Source organism: Nostoc sp. EspVER01 (assembly GCF_034530635.1).
GTDB lineage: Bacteria > Cyanobacteriota > Cyanobacteriia > Cyanobacteriales > Nostocaceae > Nostoc.
Genome location: NZ_JAVRCS010000038.1, coordinates 32,286 through 56,228 on the forward strand (window position 1 = coordinate 32,286; position 23,943 = coordinate 56,228).

The window sequence follows — 23,943 nt, forward strand, 5'->3', positions numbered from 1 at the left end:
TAATAGCTATGCTGCACCAACAAATCGACCAAAAAATCTCAGAAAAAGAAGCGTGTGTATTGCGTCGTCAGTTGGGAATACCTAACAATAAACGCTTGTGGGTGCTAGCTTGCATGGATGAACGTTTACCAGTGGAGAAAGCATTAGGAATTGGTGAAGGAGATGCTCATATTTTCCGTAATGCTGGGGGGTTAGTGACGGATGATGCAATTCGATCAGCGATGTTAACTACACAGTTTTTTGGCACAAAAGAAATCATCGTTATTAATCATACCGAATGTGGCATGATGACAGCATCAGTTATGAATACCAAAACCACAAAACATACTGAACCCGTTTTAGAAATTGGGAGTTTAATTGAATGACAAATATTCTAGCGATCGCAGGTAGTCCAACCCATCCATCTAGAACCTATGGTTTGGTCGAGTACACTGCCAAGCTTTTACAACAAGAAGGCTTGCATGTAGATATTATTTCAGTTCGGGATTTGCCTGCTGAAGATTTAGTTTTTGGACGATACGACAGCCCTGCATTAGAACAGCCGAAAGCTTTATTAGCAAAGGCAGATGGTGTGATTATTGCCACCCCAATTTACAAAGCAGCTTATACAGGAGTGCTAAAAACATTTCTAGATTTGCTACCACAAAAATCATTAACAGGTAAACCCGTGTTACCAATTGCTTTGGGTGGAACAATCGCTCATTTATTGGCAATTGAATATGCCCTAAAACCTGTGTTATCTGAATTAGGAGCGCGGCATATCCTAGCTACTATTTATGCGGTAGACAAACAAATTCAACGCCAAGCTGATAATAGTGTCTTGTTAGATGAGGAAATTGAGCAAAGACTCAAAGACGTTCTCAAGGAATTTGTGAAAGCTGTAGAATATGATGCCGCAGCGCCTCAAGAATTGGTTCATGCCAATTAAATAATCAAGTTTATACCTCCGTTTGCTTGTAGCAGAGGGGTAATTTTTACCCATCTGTTACTTTTTTTTAAAGTTAATCAAAGCTACATAACTTTACTTTCATAAATTGCACTTTTATTGCAATATTACAATTATTTATAGACTATGCTCATACTTATCTCACAACTTCTATAGTCTATTCAACTAACACCGCTATAATTTATTATTTTTTCTATAAAATATCTTGTATATATGCAAAATGTCTCCTAACTCTACTTGTAGTAGATGAGTTAAATTTACTCATCTACTACTTTCTCCACTTAAATTTAAAAGTTTATCACCAAATTCACAAAATTATAGATTGAATAAGGCTAATACCTTAACTAACCAAAGCGCGATCGCTCTTAAGACAAGAGATCACAACTTTATTCAGCTTTAACAAAGCTCAACTTTTTACCCAATAGATTATTAGTCATAAACGTTAAAGTTGCAGACTGCGGTAAAAAGTTTATTGTAAATGAGTAGCGATCGCCTGAAAAACAAACTTTCTTTTATTTGGCACTAATTACAAGCTGTCGTTGGTGCAACCAGCCGTAGGAATCTAAAGCCACCGATTAATGGCAATGCGCTTTTTTGGTCAGGTTAGCCAGTAAATTAGAAGTAGGGCGTAAAAAAATAAACTCAATGAAAGCGATGTCTAACGACAAGCCGCAAGGCGTCTGCGCTTCTGAACTTGCATCTATCGTCGGTGAAGAAAATGCTATTTGCCTTTGGGAAAATATCGAACTCAGTCAGCAAAAACGTATCCAACAGGCTATAGCTTCTGGAAATTCACCCAGTTGTATTGTCTATCCCAGCAGCCAAGAACAGCTAGCCGCAGTCATTACCACGGCTCACGCAAATAACTGGCGTGTCCTTCCCTGTGGTAGTGGCAGTAAACTTAGCTGGGGTGGTTTAGCGAAAAGCATTGATGTTGTAGTTAGTACAGAACGCATCAACCAATTGATTGAACACGCTGTTGGCGATTTGACTGTCACCGTAGAAGCTGGGATGAAGTTCTCCGATTTGCAAGCACTTTTGGCAAAATCGCGGCAATTTCTCGCCCTTGACCCCACAGCACCAGAGTCGGCAACCATTGGCGGTATTGTTGCCACAGGTGATACAGGTTCTCTGCGGCAACGCTATGGTAGTGTGCGCGACCAGTTATTAGGTATTACCTTTGTCCGTGCTGATGGAGAAATCGCCAAAGCTGGCGGAAGAGTAGTTAAAAACGTCGCCGGATATGACTTGATGAAGTTGCTTACTGGGTCTTATGGCACATTAGGCTTTATTAGTCAACTAACTTTTCGCCTGTATCCGTTAGCCGAGGCATCAGGGACGGTGCTACTAACTGGTAAAGCTGAGGCTGTATCTCAAGCGGCTGATATCCTTCGAGGTTCGGCATTAACACCAGTTCAGGCTGATTTGCTATCAGCTAAATTGGTGTCTAGTTTAGGATTGGGTGAAGGGCTGGGATTAATTGCTCGGTTTCAAAGTATTAGTGAGAGTGTTAAAGAACAATCAAACCGAGTTTTGGAAGTTGGGCAAAAGTTGGGTTTAAATGGAGCAATTTTTGCCGATGGTGACGAAGCTAATCTATGGCAGAGATTGCAAGAACGAATCCATACTACTGCTACAGAATCGGTAATTAGCTGCAAAATAGGAGTGTTACCTACTGCTGCTGTGGAGATTTTAACTCAAGTGGAGTTGGGTTTAATTCATATTAGTAGTGGTTTAGGTTTGTTACAATTAGAGAGTAAAAATCAAGTTTTGAAGGTGCGCGATTCCACTCAAGCGAATAAAGGTTTTTTAACAATTCTGTCAGCACCAGTTGGGGTTAAAGAACAAATAGATGTTTGGGGTTATACGGGGAATGCTTTGCCGTTGATGCGCCGTATTAAGGAACAGTTTGATAGTAAGAATATTTTAAGTCCTGGTCGCTTTGTGGGTGGGATTTAGTTTTAAGAAAACGAACCGCAGAGACACAGCTGACGCTGAGATAGAGAGGGGAAAAAGAGAAATATGCAAGTTTCAAAAAATTCTGTTAATAATACGGCTAGTTTAAAGAATTTGAAGGGATTTGATGAGAGTCATCCGCCTGATCCGAAGTTAATTGATAGTTGTGTACATTGTGGATTTTGTCTTTCGACTTGTCCCAGTTATCGGGTGCTGGGTAAGGAGATGGATTCTCCTAGAGGACGCATCTATTTAATGGATGCAATTAATGAGGGTGAAATTGCCCTCAATACGGCAACAGTAGAACATTTTGATTCTTGTTTGGGCTGTCTTGCTTGTGTGAGTACTTGTCCTTCGGGGGTGCAATATGACAAGTTAATTTCTGCAACTCGTCATCAAGTTGAACGAAATTATCCCCGCAGTTTACCAGATCAGTTTTTTCGTAAACTGATATTTTCTCTGTTTCCTTATCCCCATCTTTTACGGGTTTTATTAGTTCCATTATTGGTTTATCAAAAGTTAGGATTTGCTAAGTTATTTCGGGCTACGGGTTTACTGAATAAAATATCGCCCCGTTTGGCAGCAATGGAATCAATTCTGCCAGAAATTACTCTCAAATCTTTTCAAGATAATTTGCCTAGTGTGATTCCTGCTAAAGGTGAAAAGCGGTATCGAGTTGGGGTAATTTTGGGTTGCGTTCAACGGCTGTTTTTCTCACCTGTAAATGAAGCCACAGTGCGCGTTTTAACAGCGAATGGTTGTGAAGTTGTGATTCCCAAATCTCAAGGTTGTTGTGCGGCGCTTCCCGAACACCAAGGACAAACAGAACAGGCAAAAGCTTTAGCAAGGCAGATGATTGATAGTTTTGCCAAGACGGATGTCGATTTTGTAATTATCAATGCTGCTGGTTGCGGTCATACTTTGAAAGAGTACGGTCACATTTTAGAAGACGACCTCGAATATCGGGAAAAGGCAAAGGATTTTGCAGCTAAAGTTAAAGATGCTCAAGAATTTTTGGCAACTGTTGGATTAACAGCGAAACTTTCACCACTGACTGATAAACCATTGAATTTAGTTTATCAAGATGCTTGCCATTTATTACATGGGCAAAAGATTAGCGTCCAACCACGTCAGGTGTTGCGACAAATTCCAGGGGTGAAGTTAAGAGAACCAATAGATGCAGCTTTATGTTGTGGCAGTGCTGGGGTTTATAATATGTTGCAACCAGAAGTGTCTGAAGAATTGGGTCGGCAAAAAGTAGAGAATTTGTTGAATACTGGTGCTGAGTTAATTGCTTCTGCTAATCCTGGATGTACTTTGCAAATTACTAAACATTTGCAGTTGCAAGGTAAGAAGATTTCAGTTATTCACCCGATGGAGTTGTTAGATTATTCGATTCGCGGTGAGAAGTTGAAATTGTAGACGTTTGCTAGCTGCGTTGTGCATTTACTTTTGTCCTCTCCTGTTAAAGGCAGAAAATCACAGGTAGGGGCGCACAGCTCTCATTGATGTCAACTTAGTTTAACAGAACGTTCTCATTTCTACTTACAGCCTGAGCAGTCATGGTTGCTAAGACAGACCAATTGCAAAAATACATCTTGAGGTAAATTACTAGAAGGAGTCCTTTTAAGGTGAGTAAAAATCTTGGTCAACAAATCCTTTTGGATTTTTATTCTGTGTGTTCTTTGGCAAAATTGGTAAAAAAATATGGCGTTGATAGATGCGGTATGAAACCATTGATAATTCGTTCAAAATAGGGCGAAATCATCCCATTATTCAGCAAACCAAAAAAAATTATTTCAAACCGGAGCTGTGCAGAGAACACAAAGAGAAAAAAGATTTTTGAAGTTACCTTGAAAGGGGTAGTTCTAGTAATTACAGTCTCAGCTTTTTTGTACCTTTTTAACCCGTCGAACTACTAGGAAACTAGATTGTTGATCTTAAGGCATAACGAATGCCGTTGGTTGTCAGATCACGTGAAATTAATTGAATTCTGCACTGAACCATAGTTTGACAAGGAGTGATGGACATGGCATCTATTAACGGTACCCTTGGTAACGACAATCTGATTGGGACTCTAGAAAATGATTCCATTTTCGGCGATCTAGGTGATGACATTCTTGATGGTGGTGGTGGTGGTGGTGATGAGTTTGTTTTCAACAATGTAATTGATGTCCTCGTTTTTGATCGTGGACTGTACGTCTATAGTACTGATGGTTTTGACATCATTAAAAACTTCTCTCAAACTGGTAATAGTGTTGATGATAGTGTTATTAGTATTGACCCTGTGAATCACAACCAGAACCATGTAAATATAACTACATTTACAGTTGCCCCAGCACCCGATGTATTTCGTTCAGGAGAAACCGAATCCATCTACGGCACGACAGGTTCTGACACAATCCAAGGGACCTCGGCAGACGAGATTATTTATGGTTTGGAAGGCAACGATGTACTGTATGGCAACGATGGTTACGATATGCTGTATGGTGATTTTGGCAATGACAGCCTTGATGGTGGTGCAAATGCTGACGAACTGTACGGTGGTTTGGGCAACGATTATTTGAATGGCGGAGAAGACAAAGGTGGCAATGTACTGTATGGCGAGGAAGGCAATGACATTCTTGATGGCGGTGAGGGGCTTGATACCCTAATTGGTGGAACTGGCAACGACACTTATATTACTTTTGCATTCGGGAATCAGGTGCATTCTGAGGACAATGTATCTCTTGCTCCGTTGACGTTGATCGATAAGATTAAAGAATACTTGAATGAAGGAACCGATACGGTTGAGTCTTCGTTTAGCTACAAATTGGGTGACAACCTAGAGAATTTGGTTCTCACAGGTAGCAAGAATATTAATGGCATAGGCAACGCCCTAGACAATCGAATTGAGGGGAATGTCGGTCACAACTTTTTGGTTGGCGACGATGGCAATGACTACTTGCTTGGCTATGGGGACTACGACATTTTGGTTGGTGGGGCTGGTAACGACACACTCGAAGGCGGTGCTGGTAACGACTTTTTAAATGGGGGTTCTGGTAGCGATACACTCGTTGGTGCTGCTGGTAACAACACACTCACAGGCGATACTGGTGCTGATACATTTGTCTTCAACTTCCGGTTCCAAGGCATTGACATCATCAAGGACTTCAGCTACACGCAGAGCGACAAAATTCAGATTTCCACAATTGGGTTTAGCGCTACTTCGACTAACGAGTTTACTTACAACAGCAACACTGGTGCTTTGTCATTCCAGGGAACCGAATTCGCCACTCTTGAGAACAAGCCTTATTTCATACCTAGTCTCGAAATTGAGCTTGTCTCCGACGGTCTAACCTCTTCAATTAGCTTGGTCTTGTAGTGCCTAACCAAACCCAAATTTAGACACTACATTCCCAATACTGTTCGGTTAAGCATTTTTAACTTGGAGTTGGGTTTTGGGAAAAGGTTAAAGATGTTTCTTTCTTCTTTTCTCCTTAACCGAAAAGTATTGACTACACTCTAAAAACAATGATCCCACTTAGAGAATTTCTAGGCTGGATATTAATTGAGCATGGCTATTAAGTTACTACGCTGTCGAAAATTTCCTCAGTTTCATCAATAATTATCTAGTCACTTGATAAAACCTTTACAAATCTCCTTTAAGGCGACTTTTACCGTGTTCTCTCAAAGCTTATTTCATCAGTGGTGGCAGTTGAGGTTGGCAAGTTTATTAACTTTAGTTACAGCGATCGCAGCAGCCAACGAGTGTGCTTTAGCCCAGATAGTACCCGATAACACATTAGGTCAGGAAAGTTCTGTTGTTACACCTTCTCCTAACTTTGACCGGATAAATGGTGGAGCAATTCGGGGGGTCAATCTATTCCACAGTTTTGAGCAGTTCAACGTTAAAGAAGGAGGACGAGCTATTTTCATTAATCCGAATGGGATTGAGAATATTATTAGTCGAGTGACAGGGGGTAAACGCTCCGAGATTTTCGGCAGGCTCGGTGTCTTAGGTAGTGCTAACTTATTTCTGATTAATCCATCGGGGATTATCTTTGGGCCGAATGCCCAACTTAATATAGGAGGTTCGTTTGTAGCAACAACAGCAAATGCCATCGGGTTTGGTGAGCAAGGCTTGTTCAGTGCCTCAGTTCCTAATTCTCCTCCACTCCTAACGGTCAATCCTTCAGCTTTGCTATTCAATCAAATTACCAAATCGATTACCAATCAATCTACAGCAGGTCTGCAACTTTCTGCCAATCAAAGTTTGTTGTTGATAGGTGGTGATGTGAACTTAGAAGGGGGGAAATTGTCCGTTCTCAATGGTCGAGTCGAATTGGGAGGATTAGCAGGAGAAGGAACGGTAGGGCTGAATATAGATGACAAAAATCTGCGTTTGAGTTTTCCTGATAATGTAGCGTTAGCAGACATATCCCTCACCAAAGGAGCTACAGTCCAAACCAGTTTTGAACGAGGTGTCGGTTCTCAACTAGGCACTGGCGATATCCAGATACAAGGTAGACGTGTCACAATCGCTGATGGTTCACAGATTGTAGCTAATAACACAGGAGCCGAACCCGGAGGGACACTTATCGTCCGCGCCTCCGAGTTGGTAGAAGTCCTTGGAGCAAGCCGTCTGTTAGCTGAAACTTATGGTGCCGAAACTGGTGGAAGTTTGACGATTGACACTGGGAAGTTGATTATCCGGGATGGGTCAGAGATAGCAGCTGGTACTTTTAACTCCGGACAGGGGGGGACTGTGACTGTAAGAGCCTTTGATTCTGTGGAACTGAGTGGAACATCGGCTGATGGTGCTAATTTTAGCAGAATCATAACTCAGACTGATGGTGTCGGAAATGCCGGTTCGGTAAACATTGAAACTGGGCAATTGATTGTTCAGGGTGGGGCACAAATCTCAACTGCTAGTGCTAAGACTAGTTCCGGACAAGGAGGACTGTTGTTTGTAAAAGCCTCTGATTCGGTGCAACTAATTGGAACATCAACATCAGCTGATAACCCGACACCTAGTGGTCTGTTTGCTTTGGGGGAAGGTTCCGGCAAACCTGGAGACTTGACGATTGAAACTGGCTTATTTATTGTCCGGGATGGGGCGAGAGCCTCAGCTTCCAATTTAGGCTCGGCTCAGTCGGGAGGGAGGTTGAGTGTGACCGCTTCTGAATTAGTGCAACTGATTGGAACATCGGCAAATAGTCAGGACAGAAGCGGCTTGCTTGTTGGAAGCGCAGGTACCGGATCTGCCGGAGAATTGACAATTAAAACTGCGAAATTGCAAATCCTGGATGGAGCATTTGTGTCTGCCCGTACTGTCGGCGAGGGGCGAGGAGGAAGCGTAATAGTGAATGCTTCTGACTCTATAGAGCTAAATGGCACCTCAGCCGACGGTCAGATGCCCAGCCTCTTGACAACTGAAACCGCAGGCGTGGGAGATGCCGGAAATTTAACGATTGAAACTGGGCAGTTAACTATCAAAGATAGCGCACAGATAACCAGTAGCAGCACAGGACTTGGAAAAGCAGGTGATTCTAAAATACAAGCAAGCTCTTTGAGTCTTAACCAGGGAAGTATTACCTCGCAAACGACATCGGGTAATGGAGGAAACATCACTCTATCAGTAAAAGACTTCTTACTGCTGCGGCGTGGTAGTGAAATATCCACTACCGCAGGCACAGACCAGAAGGGTGGCGATGGTGGCAACATCAATATTAACTCCCCCTTTATTGTCGCCGTACCAAAGGAAGATAGTAACATCAGCGCCAACGCCTTTACTGGTAGGGGCGGTAGAGTTGACATCAAAGCTAGAAGTCTCTTTGGCATTGAATCCTGGCCCCATCCAACTTTACTCTCAGACATTACCGCCAGTTCTGAACGTGGCATAGCTGGTGTCGTAGAAATCAACACACCCGATCTAGACCCTTCTCGTGGCTTGATTGAACTACCCACAAATTTTGTTGATTCGTCCACGAAAATTGCTCAAGGTTGTTCTAATAGAGGGCGACAAACAGCTAGTCGCTTTATTGCCACCGGACGCGGAGGATTGCCCGAAAGCCCCAATGAACTATTACTGGGGCGGGCAGTGCTCGTGCCGTGGGTAACGCTTGACTCGACTTTGGGAAATCACTCTCAAGAGGTTTCTGCATCTACTGTGTCTTCTGTGACTATTGAGCAACCGATAATCGAAGCTCAAAAATGGGTTGCAGATGGCAAAGGTAATATTCACTTGATTGCCGAGGTTTGGGCAAACATCCCTGTTGCTTTTTCTTCGCCATTCACTGCCTGTGCCCAGTAGTAAACCAATTTGAAACTTATCAAAGCAACTACCAAGGCATCCACAGCAAAGTGTGACCTTAAAACTTACACTCTGTTTTTATTGGTAGCAATCTTTGTATCCAGGTTGCACACGTTTAGCAGAGATTATTAAAGATTTGTCACATGATAGTGTCAACAGATTTTTTCTGTCAATACGTAGGGGTTCTATTTTGGTCGAACTTATTGAGCATCAATGCCGCAGCCGTAAGCCATTTTGACATAACGAGGTTTTGTAGAGCGACACCAAGTCCTATCGTTACCAGCAACGGGATTAGTTGCCAGAGATTGAGTATTGAGGGCTGTTTCTGGCAATAGCAGGTAATTATCTTTCCCGCCTCCATCAACAAATAAGCCTAATGTCAGCATCAACTCTCGCAAACCACTAACACCCTCTAACCGGGATTGTCCGTAAGCTGGTTCTAATAAAGATAGATAAGTGTCATCGCCGTGCTTATCCCAGAAAACTCCGATACCGTTAATATCTCCCGTACCGAAGGTCATTAAGCTGCCGTTATACCAATCGTTTCCGGCACTATCTTCAAACCAGCCAATGCTCCAGTCGCGACCATTGCCTAAACTTTGCATAATGATACCTGTATAGCGATCGCTTCCTCCATCATCTTGATAAACTCCCACACCAAAATGCGGCGAACTTCCCAAGCTGTACCAGCCGGCATCGTGGTAGTCATCACCAGCCTTGTCTACCAAAAAGCCCAAGCTATACCAGTAAGCTGTACCTTGACCGTAAACCTCACATTCGTAGCGATCGCTTCCTGCGCCATCGACTAACATCCCTACACCTCCAGCCCAACTGTGACCTTCTGTATAGTCTGCACGTCTTCCCAACCCTGCACCTTGGATAAAATGGACGTGCCTTTTAGCTCCAAATGGGCCGCCGTTGGGATATTTGTCTTCTAGTCCAATGTATTTATCGTCACCTACACTATCTAATAGCAGCCCCACTCCTTTAGTAAAGCCATAGCCTTGACCGTACCTGTAGAGAGAATAGCGATCGCTGCCTTGATTATCGATTAGCAGTCCTGAACCAAAAGTACCACTACCTTGTAAATTACTAATGCCTTGATAAGTGTCTTGACCTTGGGCATCGTAGAGAATGCCAGTACCAAAAATACCTACGCCTTGACTGGCGTATTCGGCCTCATAACTGTCATCACCTTGTAAATCTACCAGCAATGCGTAGCCGAAGATACCAGCCCCAAAGCTGGGAATTTTCCCCGGTGGGCTAGAGTAGCGGTCTTTGCCAGCTAAATCTAAGGTGACGCTGACACCATGAGCAATATTTTTAGTAGCAGCACCGCCAGAGTAAGTATCATTACCTTCAACATCTACAATCAACAGGTAATCGTCAGGGGAATAGACTCGATCGCCTTTACCACTGAGAATAATTCGACCTTGGGGTGTATTTATGCTGTAGTTGTAATTTCCTTGCAACAAATTAACTGGGATTTGGCTTAATTGACTTTGCATTTCACCAACAGCGGCCGCTGTTAAAATTGCTCCTGTGTTGAGTATTTTAAAATCAACGTTGTCTAAAAGAGATTCAATTAACAGTACCTTTTCTGGGCTAGCATCTACTTCTTCTGCGGCTTCTTCTTGCACAGTTTTAATTGCGTAGTTAAATACTTCGGTGTAGGTACGATCGGCATCTAGTTGTAATTTAGCTAGCGATCGCAACAATCCCACTTGTCTGTAATGCAGTGCATCTGGTACTGTGAATAAAAACTGTGCTACCGCAGAACGTAGCTGTGGTGGCAAAGCTTTGTATTCAGTAGTTTTAAAATTATCAGCAGGTTGAGTGCTTAGTTTGCTAAGAGCAACAGCTAAGGCATCATCACCCAGCTTTTGTACTTGCTGTTTGTATTTTGTCAGCAAATCTCTGTTTAATTGGAGACTCACACCCCCTTCGATTCTTTTGTAGGCACTGGCAGCGAGTTGTGCTAAATCAGATTTAGCTGCAAGTAAATCTTGAGTAATGGTGCGGGTGTAAGGACTGATTTTCCAAGGGTTATCGAAAAACACATCTAGCAACTTGACTCGATATTTATCACTGCCCCAGAGATTCATGTCTTTCATCTCCAAACGGACATCCTCTGGAGTTAACTTAGCAGCAGCTAGGGCTTGGCGAAATAGTCCTCCTTGTTCGCTTAAGTATCCTATAGTTGTAGCGTTAACAGGGGATAGGTAAAATACAAGCAAACAAGTCAAGGTAAATTGAGCAATTGCAAAAAAAGACTTTGGTAGCGATCGCCCAAATTGTTGCACAATTTTTAGTATCATGAAAATCTTTCTATATGGCGTAAATACCAAATTTTATACTCAAAAACTCCGCAATTTACCAGATAACAAAACCTCCATAGTCCGATTGCTACCATCTACTGTTAATAGCTCGATCTAGTTGCTTTTGCTTGACAAGCGTCACTCCCAGGTTAAACCGTAAAGACTGCGATCGCTCTTGAGCAAAACTTTGCGATTTACTAACTCTCTGGAATCACGGTTGCCATAGATATTTAGGACTTATGCACTTAGCTGAGATATTGAAACTAAGAATGAAAAATAGGACAACGCCTCATGCTCAATGACAAAATTCCCAAAAAATGGTTAATTTTGCTGACAGTGGCTTTGATATCTGCCTTGTTGGTAGCGATCGCTTCTTCTGCCTCAAGTATTTATTTATATGGTAGCAGTAATAATAATATCAAGGCAGATGCAGCAATTGTTTTAGGAGCGGCAGTTTGGAAAGAAGAACCATCTCCTGTTTTCAGAGAGCGAATTAACCACGCCATTAACTTATATAAAAATGGATTTGTTAAGACAATCATTTTTACTGGCGGAGTTGGCGAGATTAATGAACCAGCTGAAGCTATAGTTGGGAAAAATTATGCGATCGCACAACAGGTTAAAGCTACTGATATCCTAATTGAAACTCAATCTCGCACAACTCACCAGAACCTCAAAAATGCTTTGGAAGTAGCGAATGCTCACCAATTAACCAAGTTTCTTATTGTCAGCGATCCATTGCATATGAAACGAGCCGTATTGATGGCACGAGGCTTAGGCATGGATGCACATTCGTCTCCTACACCTACTACCCGCTATCGCAGTTTTCGCAGTCAGATGGAATTTTTGAGCCGAGAAACCTATTTTTACTTGGTCTACTTAGTGTTTAAAATATAGCCTTAGCGGACTGCAAATAAAAATGCCCAAAATTAGAAAATAAAGCTGTAACCTTTTACCTGTATAAATTAACTAACATTACCAACCCTTGTAATTAGATAGTTTCGAGGCGAAAACGCTTAAATGCTCTAGCTGCTTCAGGAATTAGCTCAATGTACCAATACCCATTCGTTTCATCTGCAAACCAATTAACTATTGCAAGTGCTGGTTGACCAAATTCCTCATCTTTTACTCCAAAAAATTTGCAAAAACTTGCACCTAAATGACCAATTTGTCCAGGAGAATCACCATCATATCCAGCAGCTTCAGATAACTCCCAAGTACGTAATCTGCGATTATCTTTCATAAAGTAACAATGCTGATACAACTTATCCAAGATAGCTTTATGTCCTAGAGTTAATCCCTGATAAATTGAGTAGAATGCCTCTAAATATTCTTCTTCTGAAAAAATACAACGTTCAGCATATTTAACCACTTTATTATTCCCCTTTTAATTTGCCAGAATACCAACATTAACTTTGACAATCTCAGGTTTGAAATTGTCAAATCGCAGCAAGAGGTTTATAGTCCCTTTGCTGCGATCTGAACCTTAATTGCGTGTGGCTTCCAGTAGGCGAGAAAAATAGAAGCGAGTCTTCGTCATTGCCCGTCTTTGCAATGAAAAGCCATTACTTTCCAAGATTTTCACCACATCAGCCTCACGATGCAGATATGCACGAGTGGCTTTACTTGGACCAGGAAAGAAACTGCCAATTTTCTTGAGTATACTCAGGGCGCAGGTCTTCGGCGCAAAACTGAGAATTATCCGCGACTGTGCCAAAGAGCAGAGGTGAGATATCATCTCATCGGCTTTTTCTTGAGGGTAATGGATGAGAACATCTAGGCAAATAACGGTATGGTAGCTACCACTCAATGATTCCAAATCCTGCACGGCAAAAGTAGGATTTTCGGTATTTCCCAAAGTTTGCTTTGCTCTATCTCTGCCTTCTTCTACCATTTTTTCCGAAATATCGGTGGCATAGACTTTGGCACCATCTACTGCCAGGGGAATGCTGAGACTACCGACACCACAGCCAGCATCACAGATTGATAGCTCTGGTAAATTGTTATCAGCCTTCAGCCAACCGAGAACTGTATCCACAGTTTGCTGGTGTCCATTGCGGATGTCTAATTGGACTTTGTTGACTTCGCCATCGCCGTAGATTCGCTTCCAACGGTCAAACCCTGTGGAATTGAAATACTCGCGAACAATTGTTTTGTCGTCGGCTGCGTTCATAAACTTCGATTTTTAGGGGTTCCCAATGCTTAAAATTATCATTGATAGGAACCCATAAGAGCGGTCTTCCAGATTTTTCCAGATGATAGTTGGCCGATAAGCAAGGATACTTACGTACATAAAGTAACTCAGGCTATCGAATTCCAGTCCAGAGGCGCAAAATTGAAGCTGTACTAGCTTAACAAGCAAAAGACTGAATTTAAGGGTTTTATGGCTTTTAGATATACCTTTTGCCCATAACAGCGATTTACTTTTAAATAAATCAGCAAATCGCGATATTTATATAATTACTTTGGATTAGTCTATATTACCAAATTGGATGTTGTAATAGCACAAGCTGTTAGCATTATTTTTCCGTTTAAATAATTGTTTAGGTTATATTTGTTTATTTAAATTAAAACTTCTATTTTTCTATGGTTTCACAATTCATAATCGCTAAATACTATTTATAGCTATTTAAATACTCATAATTTTTGCAACCTCAAATCTCATCGAGATTTATATCTATGGATATAAAAAATACCTCCTTAAGATAGAATTGAACTGCGATCGCAACAATTATACTATTAAAGATTTAATTATATGTAACCAATAAAACGGAACTATACAAGAAAATTAAGTAAAATTTCGTATGCCTCTTGTACATCTACTATCTAGGCTGATTTATTACACATGACACTGAACTCGCTCACAGACAGTCCTATTGTTGCATTTACAATTCTTCTAACAGTAATCTTTACTGTCCCTCCGATATTTGAGCGACTGCGACTACCTGGATTAGTGGGTTTGTTAGTAGCAGGCGTAGTCTTGGGGCAAAATGGATTAAAGTTGTTGAATTCTGAGTCTGAAACAATCAATCTACTCTCGGATATTGGCAAGATTTATTTGATGTTCGTGGCGGGTTTAGAAATTGACTTAGAGCAGTTCCGTAAAACTAAAAATCGCTCAATTGGGTTTGGCATCCTAACATTCTTAGTACCATTAATTGCTGGCATTGCTGTTGGACGTTTATTCAATTTTGGCTGGAATACCTCCTTCTTAATTGGTTCTCTACTAGCATCTCATACACTCTTAGCATATCCAATTGTGAGTCGTTTGGGAGTAGTAACAAATGAAGCTGTAACCGTCACCATTGGGGCAACAATTTTTACTGACACAGGTGCTTTGTTAGTGTTGGCAATTTGTGTGGGAATTCATGGAGGGCAATTCTCCGCCTTGAGTTTAGCAACTTTGTTAGGAGGATTAGCAATTTACTCTGTTGTTGTTCTGTTTGGCTTTGACTGGGCAGGAAAAGAGTTTTTTCGCCGATCTGGAGATGAACAAAGTAACCAGTTTTTGTTTATATTACTAGCATTATTTTTGGCATCTGTCGGAGCGCAGGTAATTGGAATTGAAAAAATTGTTGGTGCTTTTTTAGCAGGTTTAGCAGTCAATGACGTTCTAGGACGTAGCCCAGTCAAAGAAAAGGTTGAGTTTATTGGCAGTGTTTTATTTATTCCTTGTTTCTTTGTGGATATGGGATTATTGATTGATATTCCTGCATTTATAAGAACTCTCAGTTCAGTTTGGCTGACTGTGGTAATTGTAGTAGCTTTGATTGGCAGCAAATTTATCGCGGCATTCTTAGCCAAACTGTTATACCGCTATAATACGGCGGAGTTGCTAACAATGTGGTCGTTGTCACTACCACAGGTAGCAGCCACACTAGCAGCAGCCTTAGTTGCATATCAAACTAAAAACCCTGCCGGTGAGCGATTAATCAATGAAGGTGTTTTAAACAGTGTGATTGTTCTCATGCTGGTGACTGCAATTTTGGGGCCCATAATAACAGCACGCTTTGCTTCTTCGTTACAGCTTTCTCAGACAGATTTTGAAACAGATAGTTTGACAACTTGGTGGGAAGGTAATGAAACTCAACTAGTAGAGCAAAAACCGTATCCATTTACTGTAGTAGTACCAATATACAATCCTCAAACGCAACGCTATCTAATAGAAATGGCAGCACTGCTGGCTAGTCATGAATCTGGAAAAATTGTGCCATTAGCTATTACTAGGGCACATATTCACATGGACGACCCACAATTAGTAACAGCACTCGACCAGAGTCAGCAAAGATTAAGTTTAGCTAGAGAAATCAGTCAAGAATTTGATGTAGAAGTTTCACCTGCAAATCGGATTGACGATGATATAGCTTTGGCAATTAGCCGCACAAGTCGAGAACAAAACGCTAGTTTAGTAGTGATGGGTTGGTCGCGGACAACAGGTTTACGTGCCCGTTTATTTGGTAATGTCATTGATAGCGTGTTTTGGTCTTCTCACTGTCCAGTTGCAGTTACACGCCTCTTGAGCAGTCCCAAGAAAATCCAAAGAATTCTTGTACCAGTTGGAGACTTAACGCGCCAAACTATTGGTGCTTTAAGGTTTGCCCAGATTTTGGCTGATGTCAATCAGGCGGAAGTTGTGCTGTTACACGTATGCGATCGCAAATCACCCCCAAACCGAGTAGAAAGATTTGTATCTCAATTGTCTGATATCGCTTCTAAAAGCCAGTTACAGGTGAATACGAATATCCAAACAATCAGGGGTGATGATGTCGCTAGAGTCGTAATTCGGGAAGCTCAGGCGTTTGATTTAGCAGTATTACGTTCCGTTCGTTATCGCACAGCCGGAGGATTAGCAGTCAGCGAAGTGACAACGCAGATGATTCAAGAATTGAAATGCTCAATTGTGTTATTGGGAGAGCCGAATTCGTAATGTGCGAGTCAACGCCAGTAAAAAGGGAAAAGTAAAAATACTTGCGATCGCTTTTGTCTGTGTGATGGGAATCGACAAGAGCGATCGCACAACCCAGGAATTATTCTGGCGGCGGCATTTTTAACTTTATTGTCCATTGGGGGAATTGCCACTGTGATTGTGGCGATTACAGGTTTAGTTAAAATAAATACTCTATTCCTCCTGCCCCCTGCCTCATAATACTAAGGTGATTGATTTAACACCCACTTCAACCATTGTCTAAAAGAACTTACAACATTCAACCTTTGGACTCCAGGCGCACGAACTGCGGCCAGTCCATCAACAGCGACTAATGCGGCGTACTGCAAACCCAAAAAACTATCAACTGCGGCATAAGGGCCACCTAAAGTGATAGCTCCCGCAGCATACATTTGACCTCGATCGCTACGCATTTCTACCAATTCAAAATTGTTCGCTACAGTCAATCGCCCCAGGTGATTGACTGGGAGATTGTAATGTTTCACCAAATCCGCTAAGAGGGGATTGGTATCTACTTTGGCATCTAGTCCAGTAGCATCAACAATAAAGTCGGCTAGCAATTTCATTTCCCCAAAGCTTTGTTCTCGGATACGGGTAATAGTCCGGTTTTGGGCATCTCGTTCTACATCCAGAACCTCTCCGAAGGTAATTTGATACCAGCCTTCGCTTAACCCTTGGGCAGTAATTTGCTGCCAGTCTTGGCGGTCGGCGGTGGTAGTTCCACCCCAGTCTGCTAGTAAACGCTTGCGTTCATCGGGACTGGCCTTTTCTAACATTGCCCGGAGTTCGCCGCCCCAACAGGCTTTCGGCCAGTTAAAGGGTTGAAATTCGTAATGATTTTTGACTAGGCGCTGAGTATTTTGAAATTTGTTACCTTGAGGTTTAGGCGATCGCATTAAGTGCAAAACTGCAATATTCCGATTTCGTTTTCTGGCTTCATAAATCCGCTGCACAATCCGCGAAGCCACAATTCCCCGCCCCCGAATCAATACCGTACCACCATGTTGCTCTAGTTGCTCATAAACATGATCGTGAGCTTCGTAAGCATTAACTACAGATTTAAAATCTTGATATTTTTCTCTATAAGCTTGCAAATCTGGCAAAAACTGAATTGCTGGATATCCAGTAGCTAAATGTAAATAACGACTAACTAAAAAAGCATAATTTCCTGGACCGCGAGAATAGGCTACGCAATATCTGCCATCATCGGTTTTGCGAATTACCCTAACTCGCCCATAACGATAAATTTGATTCCAGTCAATGCGCTTCGTCTCCCTGTCTATGGAATCAAAGACATTACCCGCACGGGGAGTATAAGTTTCTGCAAATGTTGGTTCAGCAAACACTTGCCATAAATACTTGAATGCTGACTTTATCTCTCCCTTGCTTAAGTCTCCCCAAGCTTCCCGCAAGGCATAACTAGGCCAACCCCAAATATTATCGGGACAAGAATCAGAATTAGAACGCAGTCTTTCATATAAGGGAATTTGCGAATTCAGACAGAGGCGCTTGTAACGGGCATAAGGTTCCGCCTCTAATCCCAAAGCCACAATTTTGTCAGCACGCACACCACTAATTCGCAGCAAATCAGCCCAAACAAAGCTACCCAATCCCGCCCCGATCGCTAGATAATCAGATTCATCTACCGGTAATCCCGTAGCATGAAGTGCTTGCACAGAGACTTTTTGCGCCTGAAACGCCAATGGCGGGAAATTACTTGCCACGGGCGCTAGCGGCTGAACTACAGGCAAACTGGGGTCTGGGCGATTGGTATTTGCGTTGAAGTGAATCGTTGAAGGGGCGCTAGTATCTGGTTCAGCGGCGTTAGCACCAAATGTCACTGCAATCAAATACGGGCCAATTTGCAACGTATCGCCATTAACTAGAACACTGCGCGTTTGTGGTTGACCATTGACATAGACACCGTTAACGCTACCTTGATCAATCACTACTAAATGATCTTGTTCCCAGTCAATTAGGGCATGGTAGCGAGAAACTTCATTACTGTTAAGTAGCATCCGAGAAACCCGCACTCCCCTGAGTTCAGCAGGTAAGCGAGCAAATTCTCGACCAAAAGCGATTGGCATATTCAACAGTGGTTCTCGCCGTTCACCCGTCGCCGGTTCGTCCCAACTCAATTGGATTTGTAAGTCATTTGTCATTTGTCATTTGTCATTTGTCATTGGCTTTAATAGTCACCGTTCGTTCTCCTCTGCTCCCCTGCTCCCCTGCTCCCCATTCCCTAACTCCTAACTACCAACACACTCACAGCCGCAGCTAAAGATGTCCCACACCAATGACAGCCAATTTGTAGATTCTCTCCTGGGGAAACTTTATGACATTTGGGGCATTCTAAGCCATAAATTCCTAGCGGTGGTGCGGGGGGTGTTTGTGGGTGATGGTGATGTCCGAGATTTACTGCTGGATTGGGTGGTAGCAAAATCGTTGCTGGAATGCTACCTGTGGAAATGCTTGTAACATTGAGTTTTATTTGTCCCAAATTGATACTAGTGCCCTCAGTTAACGGCATTTCACCTTGGACTAATTGCCGTCCATCGATAACGGGGGGATTTTGCGATCGCAAATTCCTGATATAAAAGCGTTGTTGCTGGTGATGAAAAAAGATTTCAACGTGGAGTCCAGACACAGTAGGATGACTCAGAACAATATCGCACCGGTGGGGATCGCGACCGATGCGGACAGTGCCATGATTTTGACTTGGCTGTTGTTCGTAAATATTCTGAGTTTTATCTTGACCCGCATCGTGCCACTGTAAAGTTAGTGCGTTCATGGTTCTAACTTCGTAAATCGTATTTAGCTACTTCAACATCTTCCTGTGCGATTCCTAACATGATTGAGTAGGTGCAAGCAAGCATTTAGAAAAAACTTCAACAAGCTTTATCTATCCGACGCTAATTTATCAGCAATGCGTGTAGTTTCTGGTAGCCGATATTTGGGCGTACAGCGCAATACATAGTCAATCGCTGTCGGTAAACTAATTCGATGACCACTGGAGATGTAAAGAGGTTTTACTCCTGTGCGCGATCGCAAAACTGCCCCAATGGTTTCACCGTTATAGATCAGTGGTTGCGTACTACCTTTGGTTTCTGCCAATTCCTCATGCTTACCTACCAATCTGGACTTAGCTACACCAATTGTCGGCATATCTATAAGTAACCCTAAATGGCTAGCTATACCTAATCTGCGGGGATGAGCAATTCCTTGACCATCACACAGAATGATATCTGGTGTTGTTTTAATCTTTTCCAAGGCATCGAGGACGGCTGGAATTTCCCGAAATGAGAGAAACCCAGGAACATAAGGAAAGGTTGTAGGACGATGTGCTAGGCTTGTCTCGATTACTTGCAAATCAGGAAAACTCAGCACTGCAACAGCAGCACGGCTAATTGTTCCATCAGCTTCAAAACCCATATCCACTCCAGCAACGTACTGGATGGGTTCTTGCAGTTGATCCTCAGTAATTACTTGATTTTGCAGCGTTTCTTGGATAACTATGGCTTCTTCTAGCGTTGAAGGCCAAGCATGATCTCGGTAAAATTTCATATTGAAAATTGGAATTAACTGATTAATATTAATCCTGTTAATTTGGCAAGCACAAAAACAAGAGTTTTTGATGTTGATACAGGGAAAATATATTTTTGTAAAAGTCTGTAAATGACTATCTTTATACTAAATATTTTAGCCCAGGTTAGCTGATATCTTGCATCACAATGTTACTTAAGGCTGTCAAGAGGGAATCCTGAGAATATAAGTGTATTTTTCTAGATTTTCTCTTTTACTGGTTATGACACAGCCAAATATTCTAAAACTTGCAAAACAGGGAGATGCAGAAGCGATCGCATCTCTGATGAACCGTCACCTACACCCCAAAAGGATCAACGCAAAAGTTGCCTTACAAGATGCTTGCTTAGAGGTAACGCTAGAATCTGCCCAAGTACCAAATCAGCAAATTTTAGTTGCATTTATCCGCAAAGGGTTAACAGCTTTAGGGGCTGCATCTATTGAAAGAGTCAAAGTTTATGGACAACAAACATATAAGGAGTTTCCAGCTTGGAGTAAAGAGTTTGATTTGGGCATGGTAGAAGATGATTTAGAACCAGTAGATAATGAACATTCTTCTAACAATCCTCAAATTCTAACTATTTGTATTAACTTCAGTGGCGATACGGCACAGGGATTAACAAACCAAGATTTTGAATTTATTGCTAATCAAATCAGTACTGATATTTTATCCTCTTGTACTGACGTTTTTATTCAAAAAGTAAGTATTAGTAATGGTAGTTCTGTGATTACAAAGGAACGTTAGTATTTAATTCACTTTACATAATCATGTAGGAAACAGTCTCCAATGTGGTTTTTTACAAGAGATATGACAAATCCAGCTCAACTAACTTTAAATATAGGAAGATAAAAGTTCCGATAATGTTGCTTATAAGTGTAAATAGGGAATCATAAGATAGACAATAATTTATTTTTTACATTTATAGGTTATGACGCAGCCGAATAATCAGGAAGTTATTAAGCAAAAATTACGAAAATTTTACTGGCCTTTATGGTTTCCTTATCCTAGCTCTTGGTTAAAAGCATTGATTTTAAACTTATTGTTGAGCACTATTATATTTGTACTCAAGAACCCTGGAAAGTTAGGCTACCATATCACATATATTGTAAAAAGCTCGGAATTATTTGCTATATTTACAATACTGTTAATGCTATCTCCAATTCCTATTATTTCTTTTACTCACCACTTATTACACTTGCTCATAAGTCGGTTTATATCAGTAATTCAGGCACCCGAAATAGGTAGAACAAAAGGGTTATTACCAGGAATAATGAGTTGGTGGGAAGGATTGTACGCTTGGCTTGTAATTACAATTTCTACACTGGTAGCAGCTTTTTTTTGTACAATGCTTCTACCATTATTTTATCAGAGCTACGACAGACAAATTGAATACTATACACAAATACAAAATATCAATAATAGTATAGTATTAATGTTTGGGCTATTCTACATTTCTACTGGCGCACTGATTTATCAAATTGAATATTTGGTAAGACATCGAATAATATCTGCTTATTCTGGCAATAAAGAAAAAGATACAAGTAAATCAAATATTAATTTAAATTCAGAGGAAGAAGTTGATAGATTGCACCAAGAAATGGGTTTGCACAAAATAAAATCGAATATTTTATCGAATAATGAACAAAATATAATTATCGAGACTCGACGGAAGGATCGTAGTTTAAATAAAAAGTTGTTGTTCGTTTTTATAATATTTTCAATTTCTCTAGGAATCTACTTTTATTCAAGATTTTCAGAAAGACTCCCCCTAACTTCTAAAAGTTCAACACAAATACCATCAAAGCCTGTATTAGTTACACCCTCACCAGTAGCTTCAGAATCGCCGACTGTGTTACTCCAAACTAATACATTCCGAGAGGCAGTAAGTAAAGCAATTAATGCAGCTAACCTGACTCAATCAGCAAAATCTCCAGATGAGTGGAAGACAGTTGTGAGTCAGTGGGAAGCTGCGATCGCACTTCTGAAAACTGTGCCATCTTCTAGCCCAAATTATGTAGTAGCCCAACAAAAAATTAAAGAATATCAAATAAATCTCAACTACGCTGAAAAAAATTCCCTTGGTAACAAGTAATGCGATCGCACCTCAAAGCTAAACTAGAAAAAGGAGTCTTAAAGAAGCTACAAGGCTATATCTAGAAGAATGTCCTTTGCTCGACACTGAATCTATGCTTTAGAAGGATATCCGATTAATTCTCCCTAGCTAAAATTTTATAATAAAAGTTATTTCGCCCCCGAAGCCAATCATGACAGAAGGAAAAACGCGGCGTAATTTCCTAATTACTAGCATTGCTGTAACTGGAGGTATTGTGGCAACTAATGCTTTTGAGCAAAACACTACCAACACTGCCACACCGCCATCAACTATGCCAGAACGGGTACTGGGACGCACGAAAGTAAATCTGCCTATCTTCGGGTTTGGAGCAGGACAAATGCCACTATCCGGCGGCGAAGGAAAAGAGAGTGATGCGACAGCAATTATTCAAAGAGCGCTGGAACTTGGCATTCGCTACTTTGATACAGCAGCTACTTATGGGCCGAGTGAAGATTATTTAGGCAAAGTGCTACCACCCCATCGCTCAAAGCTGTTTCTAGCAAGCAAGACCGATCAAAGAGATCGGGATGGTGCATGGCGAGAATTGGAGCGATCGCTTAAACGTCTCAATACAGATTATCTCGATTTGTGGCAGTTGCATCGTGTCTCTTTTTCGGAAGAACTCGACACCATTTTTAGTCCATCTGGTGCAATTAAAGCTTTAGAAGAAGCTATAGAACAAAAATTGGTGCGTTTTGCTGGGATCACCGGACATCACGACCCTCAAGTAATTGCTGAAGGGTTACGTCGCTACCCTTTCCACACTACACTGATTCCTGTGAATGCCGCCGACAAACACCACCCACGTCCATTTATCCCAGTGGTTCTACCAGTTGCTCAAGAAAAAAATGTTGGTGTGATTGCGATGAAAGTCCCGGCTTATGGTCGGCTGTTTAAATCAGGTGCGTTGACAGGTATGGAGGAAGCTTTAGGTTACACACTGTCTCAGCCTGGGGTTCATTGTTGCGTGGTTGCGGCACAGACAGTTCCACAATTAGAAAATAATGTCAAGATAGCGCGGGCTTTTGTACCTCTCAAAAAGGAAGAATTGACAGCGATCGCAGGGCGGGCTGCTAATGTCTGGGAAGATAGTACATTCTTCCGTGCTTGGACTTAGCCCGACTAAAAAATGTCCAAATCAAGCCGCAAACTATCAAATAAAGCCAAATTTTATAGTGTACAATGCCCAAATTCATTTTCCGATGGTCAATGAGGGTTTAACGATGACGAAGCCCAACTTTAGCAAAATGTCCCGACAAGAACTTAGAGCGTATATTTTAGCTCATCGTGAAGATGATGAAGCGATTGAAGCATTGATCGGGCGGAGAAATCCTAATAATATCATGTCCGCCAAATTACCCATAATAAAATAACCCCACCCCCAACCCCCTCCCGAAGAGCGGGGAGCAGGGTGGATTAATTGTCGAGAGAGAAAATATAACATAGAAGGATGATTCCTTAAGAAAAACACGGTTCTCCCAGAGGAAAGTTAGGAATGAATTTAATCGAAGCAATCCAAGGGGTTCCCGATTATCGACATGCTAGAGGTATTAGACATAGACTTTGGATAATACTAACTATAGTTTTGTTAGGTAGTTGTACAGGATATTGGGGGTATAAACCTTTAGCTGAGTTCACAAAAAATCATCGATTATCTCTAATCAAATTATTAGATTTATCTCCAGATATTCAATTTCCGTCAGCATCAACATTCAGAAATATTATGATGTCAATCAGAAATGTTGAATCCTAATACAAAACTTTACATATCTAGTTACACTAACTCT

Annotated in this window: 20 protein-coding genes; 13 read left to right on the top strand and 7 right to left on the bottom strand. The window is 41.5% G+C overall.

Going from position 1 to position 23,943, the window contains the following annotated elements:
* Positions 1–8 precede the first annotated feature (8 nt).
* The 6 genes from RMX69_RS24300 to RMX69_RS24325 all read left to right on the top strand — a co-directional run bounded on the left by RMX69_RS24300 (position 9) and on the right by RMX69_RS24325 (position 9,197).
* On the top strand, positions 9–365 hold the full coding sequence (locus tag RMX69_RS24300) for a beta-class carbonic anhydrase (protein ID WP_289797929.1): 357 nt from the start codon (positions 9–11) through the stop codon (positions 363–365).
* Positions 362–928 carry an NADPH-dependent FMN reductase gene (ssuE, locus tag RMX69_RS24305; RefSeq protein ID WP_289797928.1) on the top strand — a complete coding sequence of 189 codons (567 nt, stop codon included), beginning with the start codon at positions 362–364 and terminating at the stop codon, positions 926–928. Before RMX69_RS24300 ends, ssuE begins: the two co-directional genes overlap by 4 nt.
* 663 nt (positions 929–1,591) lie before the next feature.
* Entirely contained in the window at positions 1,592–2,905 is a 1,314-nt protein-coding gene (locus RMX69_RS24310) for an FAD-binding oxidoreductase (RefSeq protein WP_322638962.1), read from the top strand.
* A 63-nt stretch (positions 2,906–2,968) separates the two neighbouring features.
* On the top strand, positions 2,969–4,324 hold the full coding sequence (locus RMX69_RS24315; protein WP_322638963.1) for a (Fe-S)-binding protein: 1,356 nt from the start codon (positions 2,969–2,971) through the stop codon (positions 4,322–4,324).
* A 607-nt stretch (positions 4,325–4,931) separates the two neighbouring features.
* The gene (locus RMX69_RS24320) at positions 4,932–6,266 is read left to right on the top strand and encodes a calcium-binding protein (RefSeq protein ID WP_322638964.1); all 1,335 of its coding nucleotides are present in this window, start codon (positions 4,932–4,934) and stop codon (positions 6,264–6,266) included.
* Positions 6,267–6,563: 297 nt separating this feature from the next.
* On the top strand, positions 6,564–9,197 hold the full coding sequence (locus RMX69_RS24325; protein WP_322638965.1) for an S-layer family protein: 2,634 nt from the start codon (positions 6,564–6,566) through the stop codon (positions 9,195–9,197).
* A gap of 200 nt (positions 9,198–9,397) precedes the next feature.
* Here RMX69_RS24325 and RMX69_RS24330 read toward each other — a convergent pair whose 3' ends face one another.
* A complete protein-coding gene (locus tag RMX69_RS24330; protein WP_322638966.1) occupies positions 9,398–11,515 on the bottom strand; it encodes a hypothetical protein in 2,118 nt (705 codons plus the stop codon).
* 291 nt (positions 11,516–11,806) lie between these two features.
* Here RMX69_RS24330 and RMX69_RS24335 point away from each other — a divergent pair, with 291 nt between their 5' ends.
* Positions 11,807–12,412: a YdcF family protein gene (locus tag RMX69_RS24335; RefSeq protein WP_322638967.1), complete on the top strand. Its 606-nt coding sequence runs from the start codon at positions 11,807–11,809 to the stop codon at positions 12,410–12,412.
* A gap of 94 nt (positions 12,413–12,506) precedes the next feature.
* On the opposite strand, the gene RMX69_RS24340 is transcribed toward RMX69_RS24335, so the two are convergent.
* A complete protein-coding gene (locus tag RMX69_RS24340) occupies positions 12,507–12,887 on the bottom strand; it encodes a hypothetical protein (RefSeq protein WP_322638968.1) in 381 nt (126 codons plus the stop codon).
* A gap of 114 nt (positions 12,888–13,001) precedes the next feature.
* A complete protein-coding gene (gene bchM / locus RMX69_RS24345; protein ID WP_289797917.1) occupies positions 13,002–13,688 on the bottom strand; it encodes a magnesium protoporphyrin IX methyltransferase in 687 nt (228 codons plus the stop codon).
* Between the two features lie 672 nt (positions 13,689–14,360).
* Here bchM and RMX69_RS24350 point away from each other — a divergent pair.
* Positions 14,361–16,442: a cation:proton antiporter gene (locus RMX69_RS24350; RefSeq protein WP_322638969.1), complete on the top strand. Its 2,082-nt coding sequence runs from the start codon at positions 14,361–14,363 to the stop codon at positions 16,440–16,442.
* Positions 16,443–16,450: 8 nt separating this feature from the next.
* On the opposite strand, the gene RMX69_RS24355 is transcribed toward RMX69_RS24350, so the two are convergent.
* From RMX69_RS24355 to nfi, 4 genes are all read right to left on the bottom strand, one after another.
* Positions 16,451–16,579, bottom strand: a complete 129-nt coding sequence (locus RMX69_RS24355) for a hypothetical protein (protein ID WP_289797915.1) — start codon at positions 16,577–16,579, stop codon at positions 16,451–16,453.
* An 84-nt stretch (positions 16,580–16,663) separates the two neighbouring features.
* On the bottom strand, positions 16,664–18,622 hold the full coding sequence (locus RMX69_RS24360) for an FHA domain-containing protein (protein ID WP_289797914.1): 1,959 nt from the start codon (positions 18,620–18,622) through the stop codon (positions 16,664–16,666).
* 80 nt (positions 18,623–18,702) lie between these two features.
* Positions 18,703–19,251, bottom strand: a complete 549-nt coding sequence (locus RMX69_RS24365) for an FHA domain-containing protein (protein WP_322638970.1) — start codon at positions 19,249–19,251, stop codon at positions 18,703–18,705.
* Between the two features lie 107 nt (positions 19,252–19,358).
* On the bottom strand, positions 19,359–20,024 hold the full coding sequence (gene nfi, locus RMX69_RS24370) for a deoxyribonuclease V (RefSeq protein WP_322638971.1): 666 nt from the start codon (positions 20,022–20,024) through the stop codon (positions 19,359–19,361).
* 241 nt (positions 20,025–20,265) lie between these two features.
* Here nfi and RMX69_RS24375 point away from each other — a divergent pair, with 241 nt between their 5' ends.
* From RMX69_RS24375 to RMX69_RS29505, 5 genes are all read left to right on the top strand, one after another.
* Positions 20,266–20,787 (top strand): hypothetical protein, encoded by a 522-nt coding sequence (locus tag RMX69_RS24375; RefSeq protein ID WP_289797911.1) that lies wholly within the window; start codon positions 20,266–20,268, stop codon positions 20,785–20,787.
* 184 nt (positions 20,788–20,971) lie between these two features.
* The gene (locus RMX69_RS24380; protein ID WP_322638972.1) at positions 20,972–22,135 is read left to right on the top strand and encodes a hypothetical protein; all 1,164 of its coding nucleotides are present in this window, start codon (positions 20,972–20,974) and stop codon (positions 22,133–22,135) included.
* 172 nt (positions 22,136–22,307) lie between these two features.
* On the top strand, positions 22,308–23,273 hold the full coding sequence (locus RMX69_RS24385; RefSeq protein ID WP_289797909.1) for an aldo/keto reductase: 966 nt from the start codon (positions 22,308–22,310) through the stop codon (positions 23,271–23,273).
* A 106-nt stretch (positions 23,274–23,379) separates the two neighbouring features.
* Positions 23,380–23,529: a DUF6887 family protein gene (locus RMX69_RS24390; protein ID WP_322638973.1), complete on the top strand. Its 150-nt coding sequence runs from the start codon at positions 23,380–23,382 to the stop codon at positions 23,527–23,529.
* Between the two features lie 122 nt (positions 23,530–23,651).
* Positions 23,652–23,909 carry a transposase family protein gene (locus RMX69_RS29505; RefSeq protein WP_416211626.1) on the top strand — a complete coding sequence of 86 codons (258 nt, stop codon included), beginning with the start codon at positions 23,652–23,654 and terminating at the stop codon, positions 23,907–23,909.
* The last annotated feature ends 34 nt before the right edge of the window (positions 23,910–23,943 follow it).

Excerpts from the sequence above, each read along its gene's own strand:
- RMX69_RS24335 (WP_322638967.1), top strand. The coding sequence starts at position 11,807 with ATGCTCAATGACAAAATTCCCAAAAAATGGTTAATTTTGCTGACAGTG.
- RMX69_RS24390 (WP_322638973.1), top strand. The coding sequence starts at position 23,380 with ATGACGAAGCCCAACTTTAGCAAAATGTCCCGACAAGAACTTAGAGCG.
- ssuE (WP_289797928.1), top strand. The coding sequence starts at position 362 with ATGACAAATATTCTAGCGATCGCAGGTAGTCCAACCCATCCATCTAGA.
- nfi (WP_322638971.1), bottom strand. The coding sequence starts at position 20,024 with ATGAAATTTTACCGAGATCATGCTTGGCCTTCAACGCTAGAAGAAGCC.
- RMX69_RS24330 (WP_322638966.1), bottom strand. The coding sequence starts at position 11,515 with ATGATACTAAAAATTGTGCAACAATTTGGGCGATCGCTACCAAAGTCT.
- bchM (WP_289797917.1), bottom strand. The coding sequence starts at position 13,688 with ATGAACGCAGCCGACGACAAAACAATTGTTCGCGAGTATTTCAATTCC.
- RMX69_RS24385 (WP_289797909.1), top strand. The coding sequence starts at position 22,308 with ATGACAGAAGGAAAAACGCGGCGTAATTTCCTAATTACTAGCATTGCT.
- RMX69_RS24380 (WP_322638972.1), top strand. The coding sequence starts at position 20,972 with ATGACGCAGCCGAATAATCAGGAAGTTATTAAGCAAAAATTACGAAAA.
- RMX69_RS24375 (WP_289797911.1), top strand. The coding sequence starts at position 20,266 with ATGACACAGCCAAATATTCTAAAACTTGCAAAACAGGGAGATGCAGAA.
- RMX69_RS24360 (WP_289797914.1), bottom strand. The coding sequence starts at position 18,622 with ATGACAAATGACTTACAAATCCAATTGAGTTGGGACGAACCGGCGACG.
- RMX69_RS24310 (WP_322638962.1), top strand. The coding sequence starts at position 1,592 with ATGAAAGCGATGTCTAACGACAAGCCGCAAGGCGTCTGCGCTTCTGAA.
- RMX69_RS24350 (WP_322638969.1), top strand. The coding sequence starts at position 14,361 with ATGACACTGAACTCGCTCACAGACAGTCCTATTGTTGCATTTACAATT.
- RMX69_RS24315 (WP_322638963.1), top strand. The coding sequence starts at position 2,969 with ATGCAAGTTTCAAAAAATTCTGTTAATAATACGGCTAGTTTAAAGAAT.
- RMX69_RS29505 (WP_416211626.1), top strand. The coding sequence starts at position 23,652 with ATGAATTTAATCGAAGCAATCCAAGGGGTTCCCGATTATCGACATGCT.
- RMX69_RS24320 (WP_322638964.1), top strand. The coding sequence starts at position 4,932 with ATGGCATCTATTAACGGTACCCTTGGTAACGACAATCTGATTGGGACT.
- RMX69_RS24300 (WP_289797929.1), top strand. The coding sequence starts at position 9 with ATGCTGCACCAACAAATCGACCAAAAAATCTCAGAAAAAGAAGCGTGT.
- RMX69_RS24355 (WP_289797915.1), bottom strand. The coding sequence starts at position 16,579 with ATGGACAATAAAGTTAAAAATGCCGCCGCCAGAATAATTCCTGGGTTG.
- RMX69_RS24365 (WP_322638970.1), bottom strand. The coding sequence starts at position 19,251 with ATGAACGCACTAACTTTACAGTGGCACGATGCGGGTCAAGATAAAACT.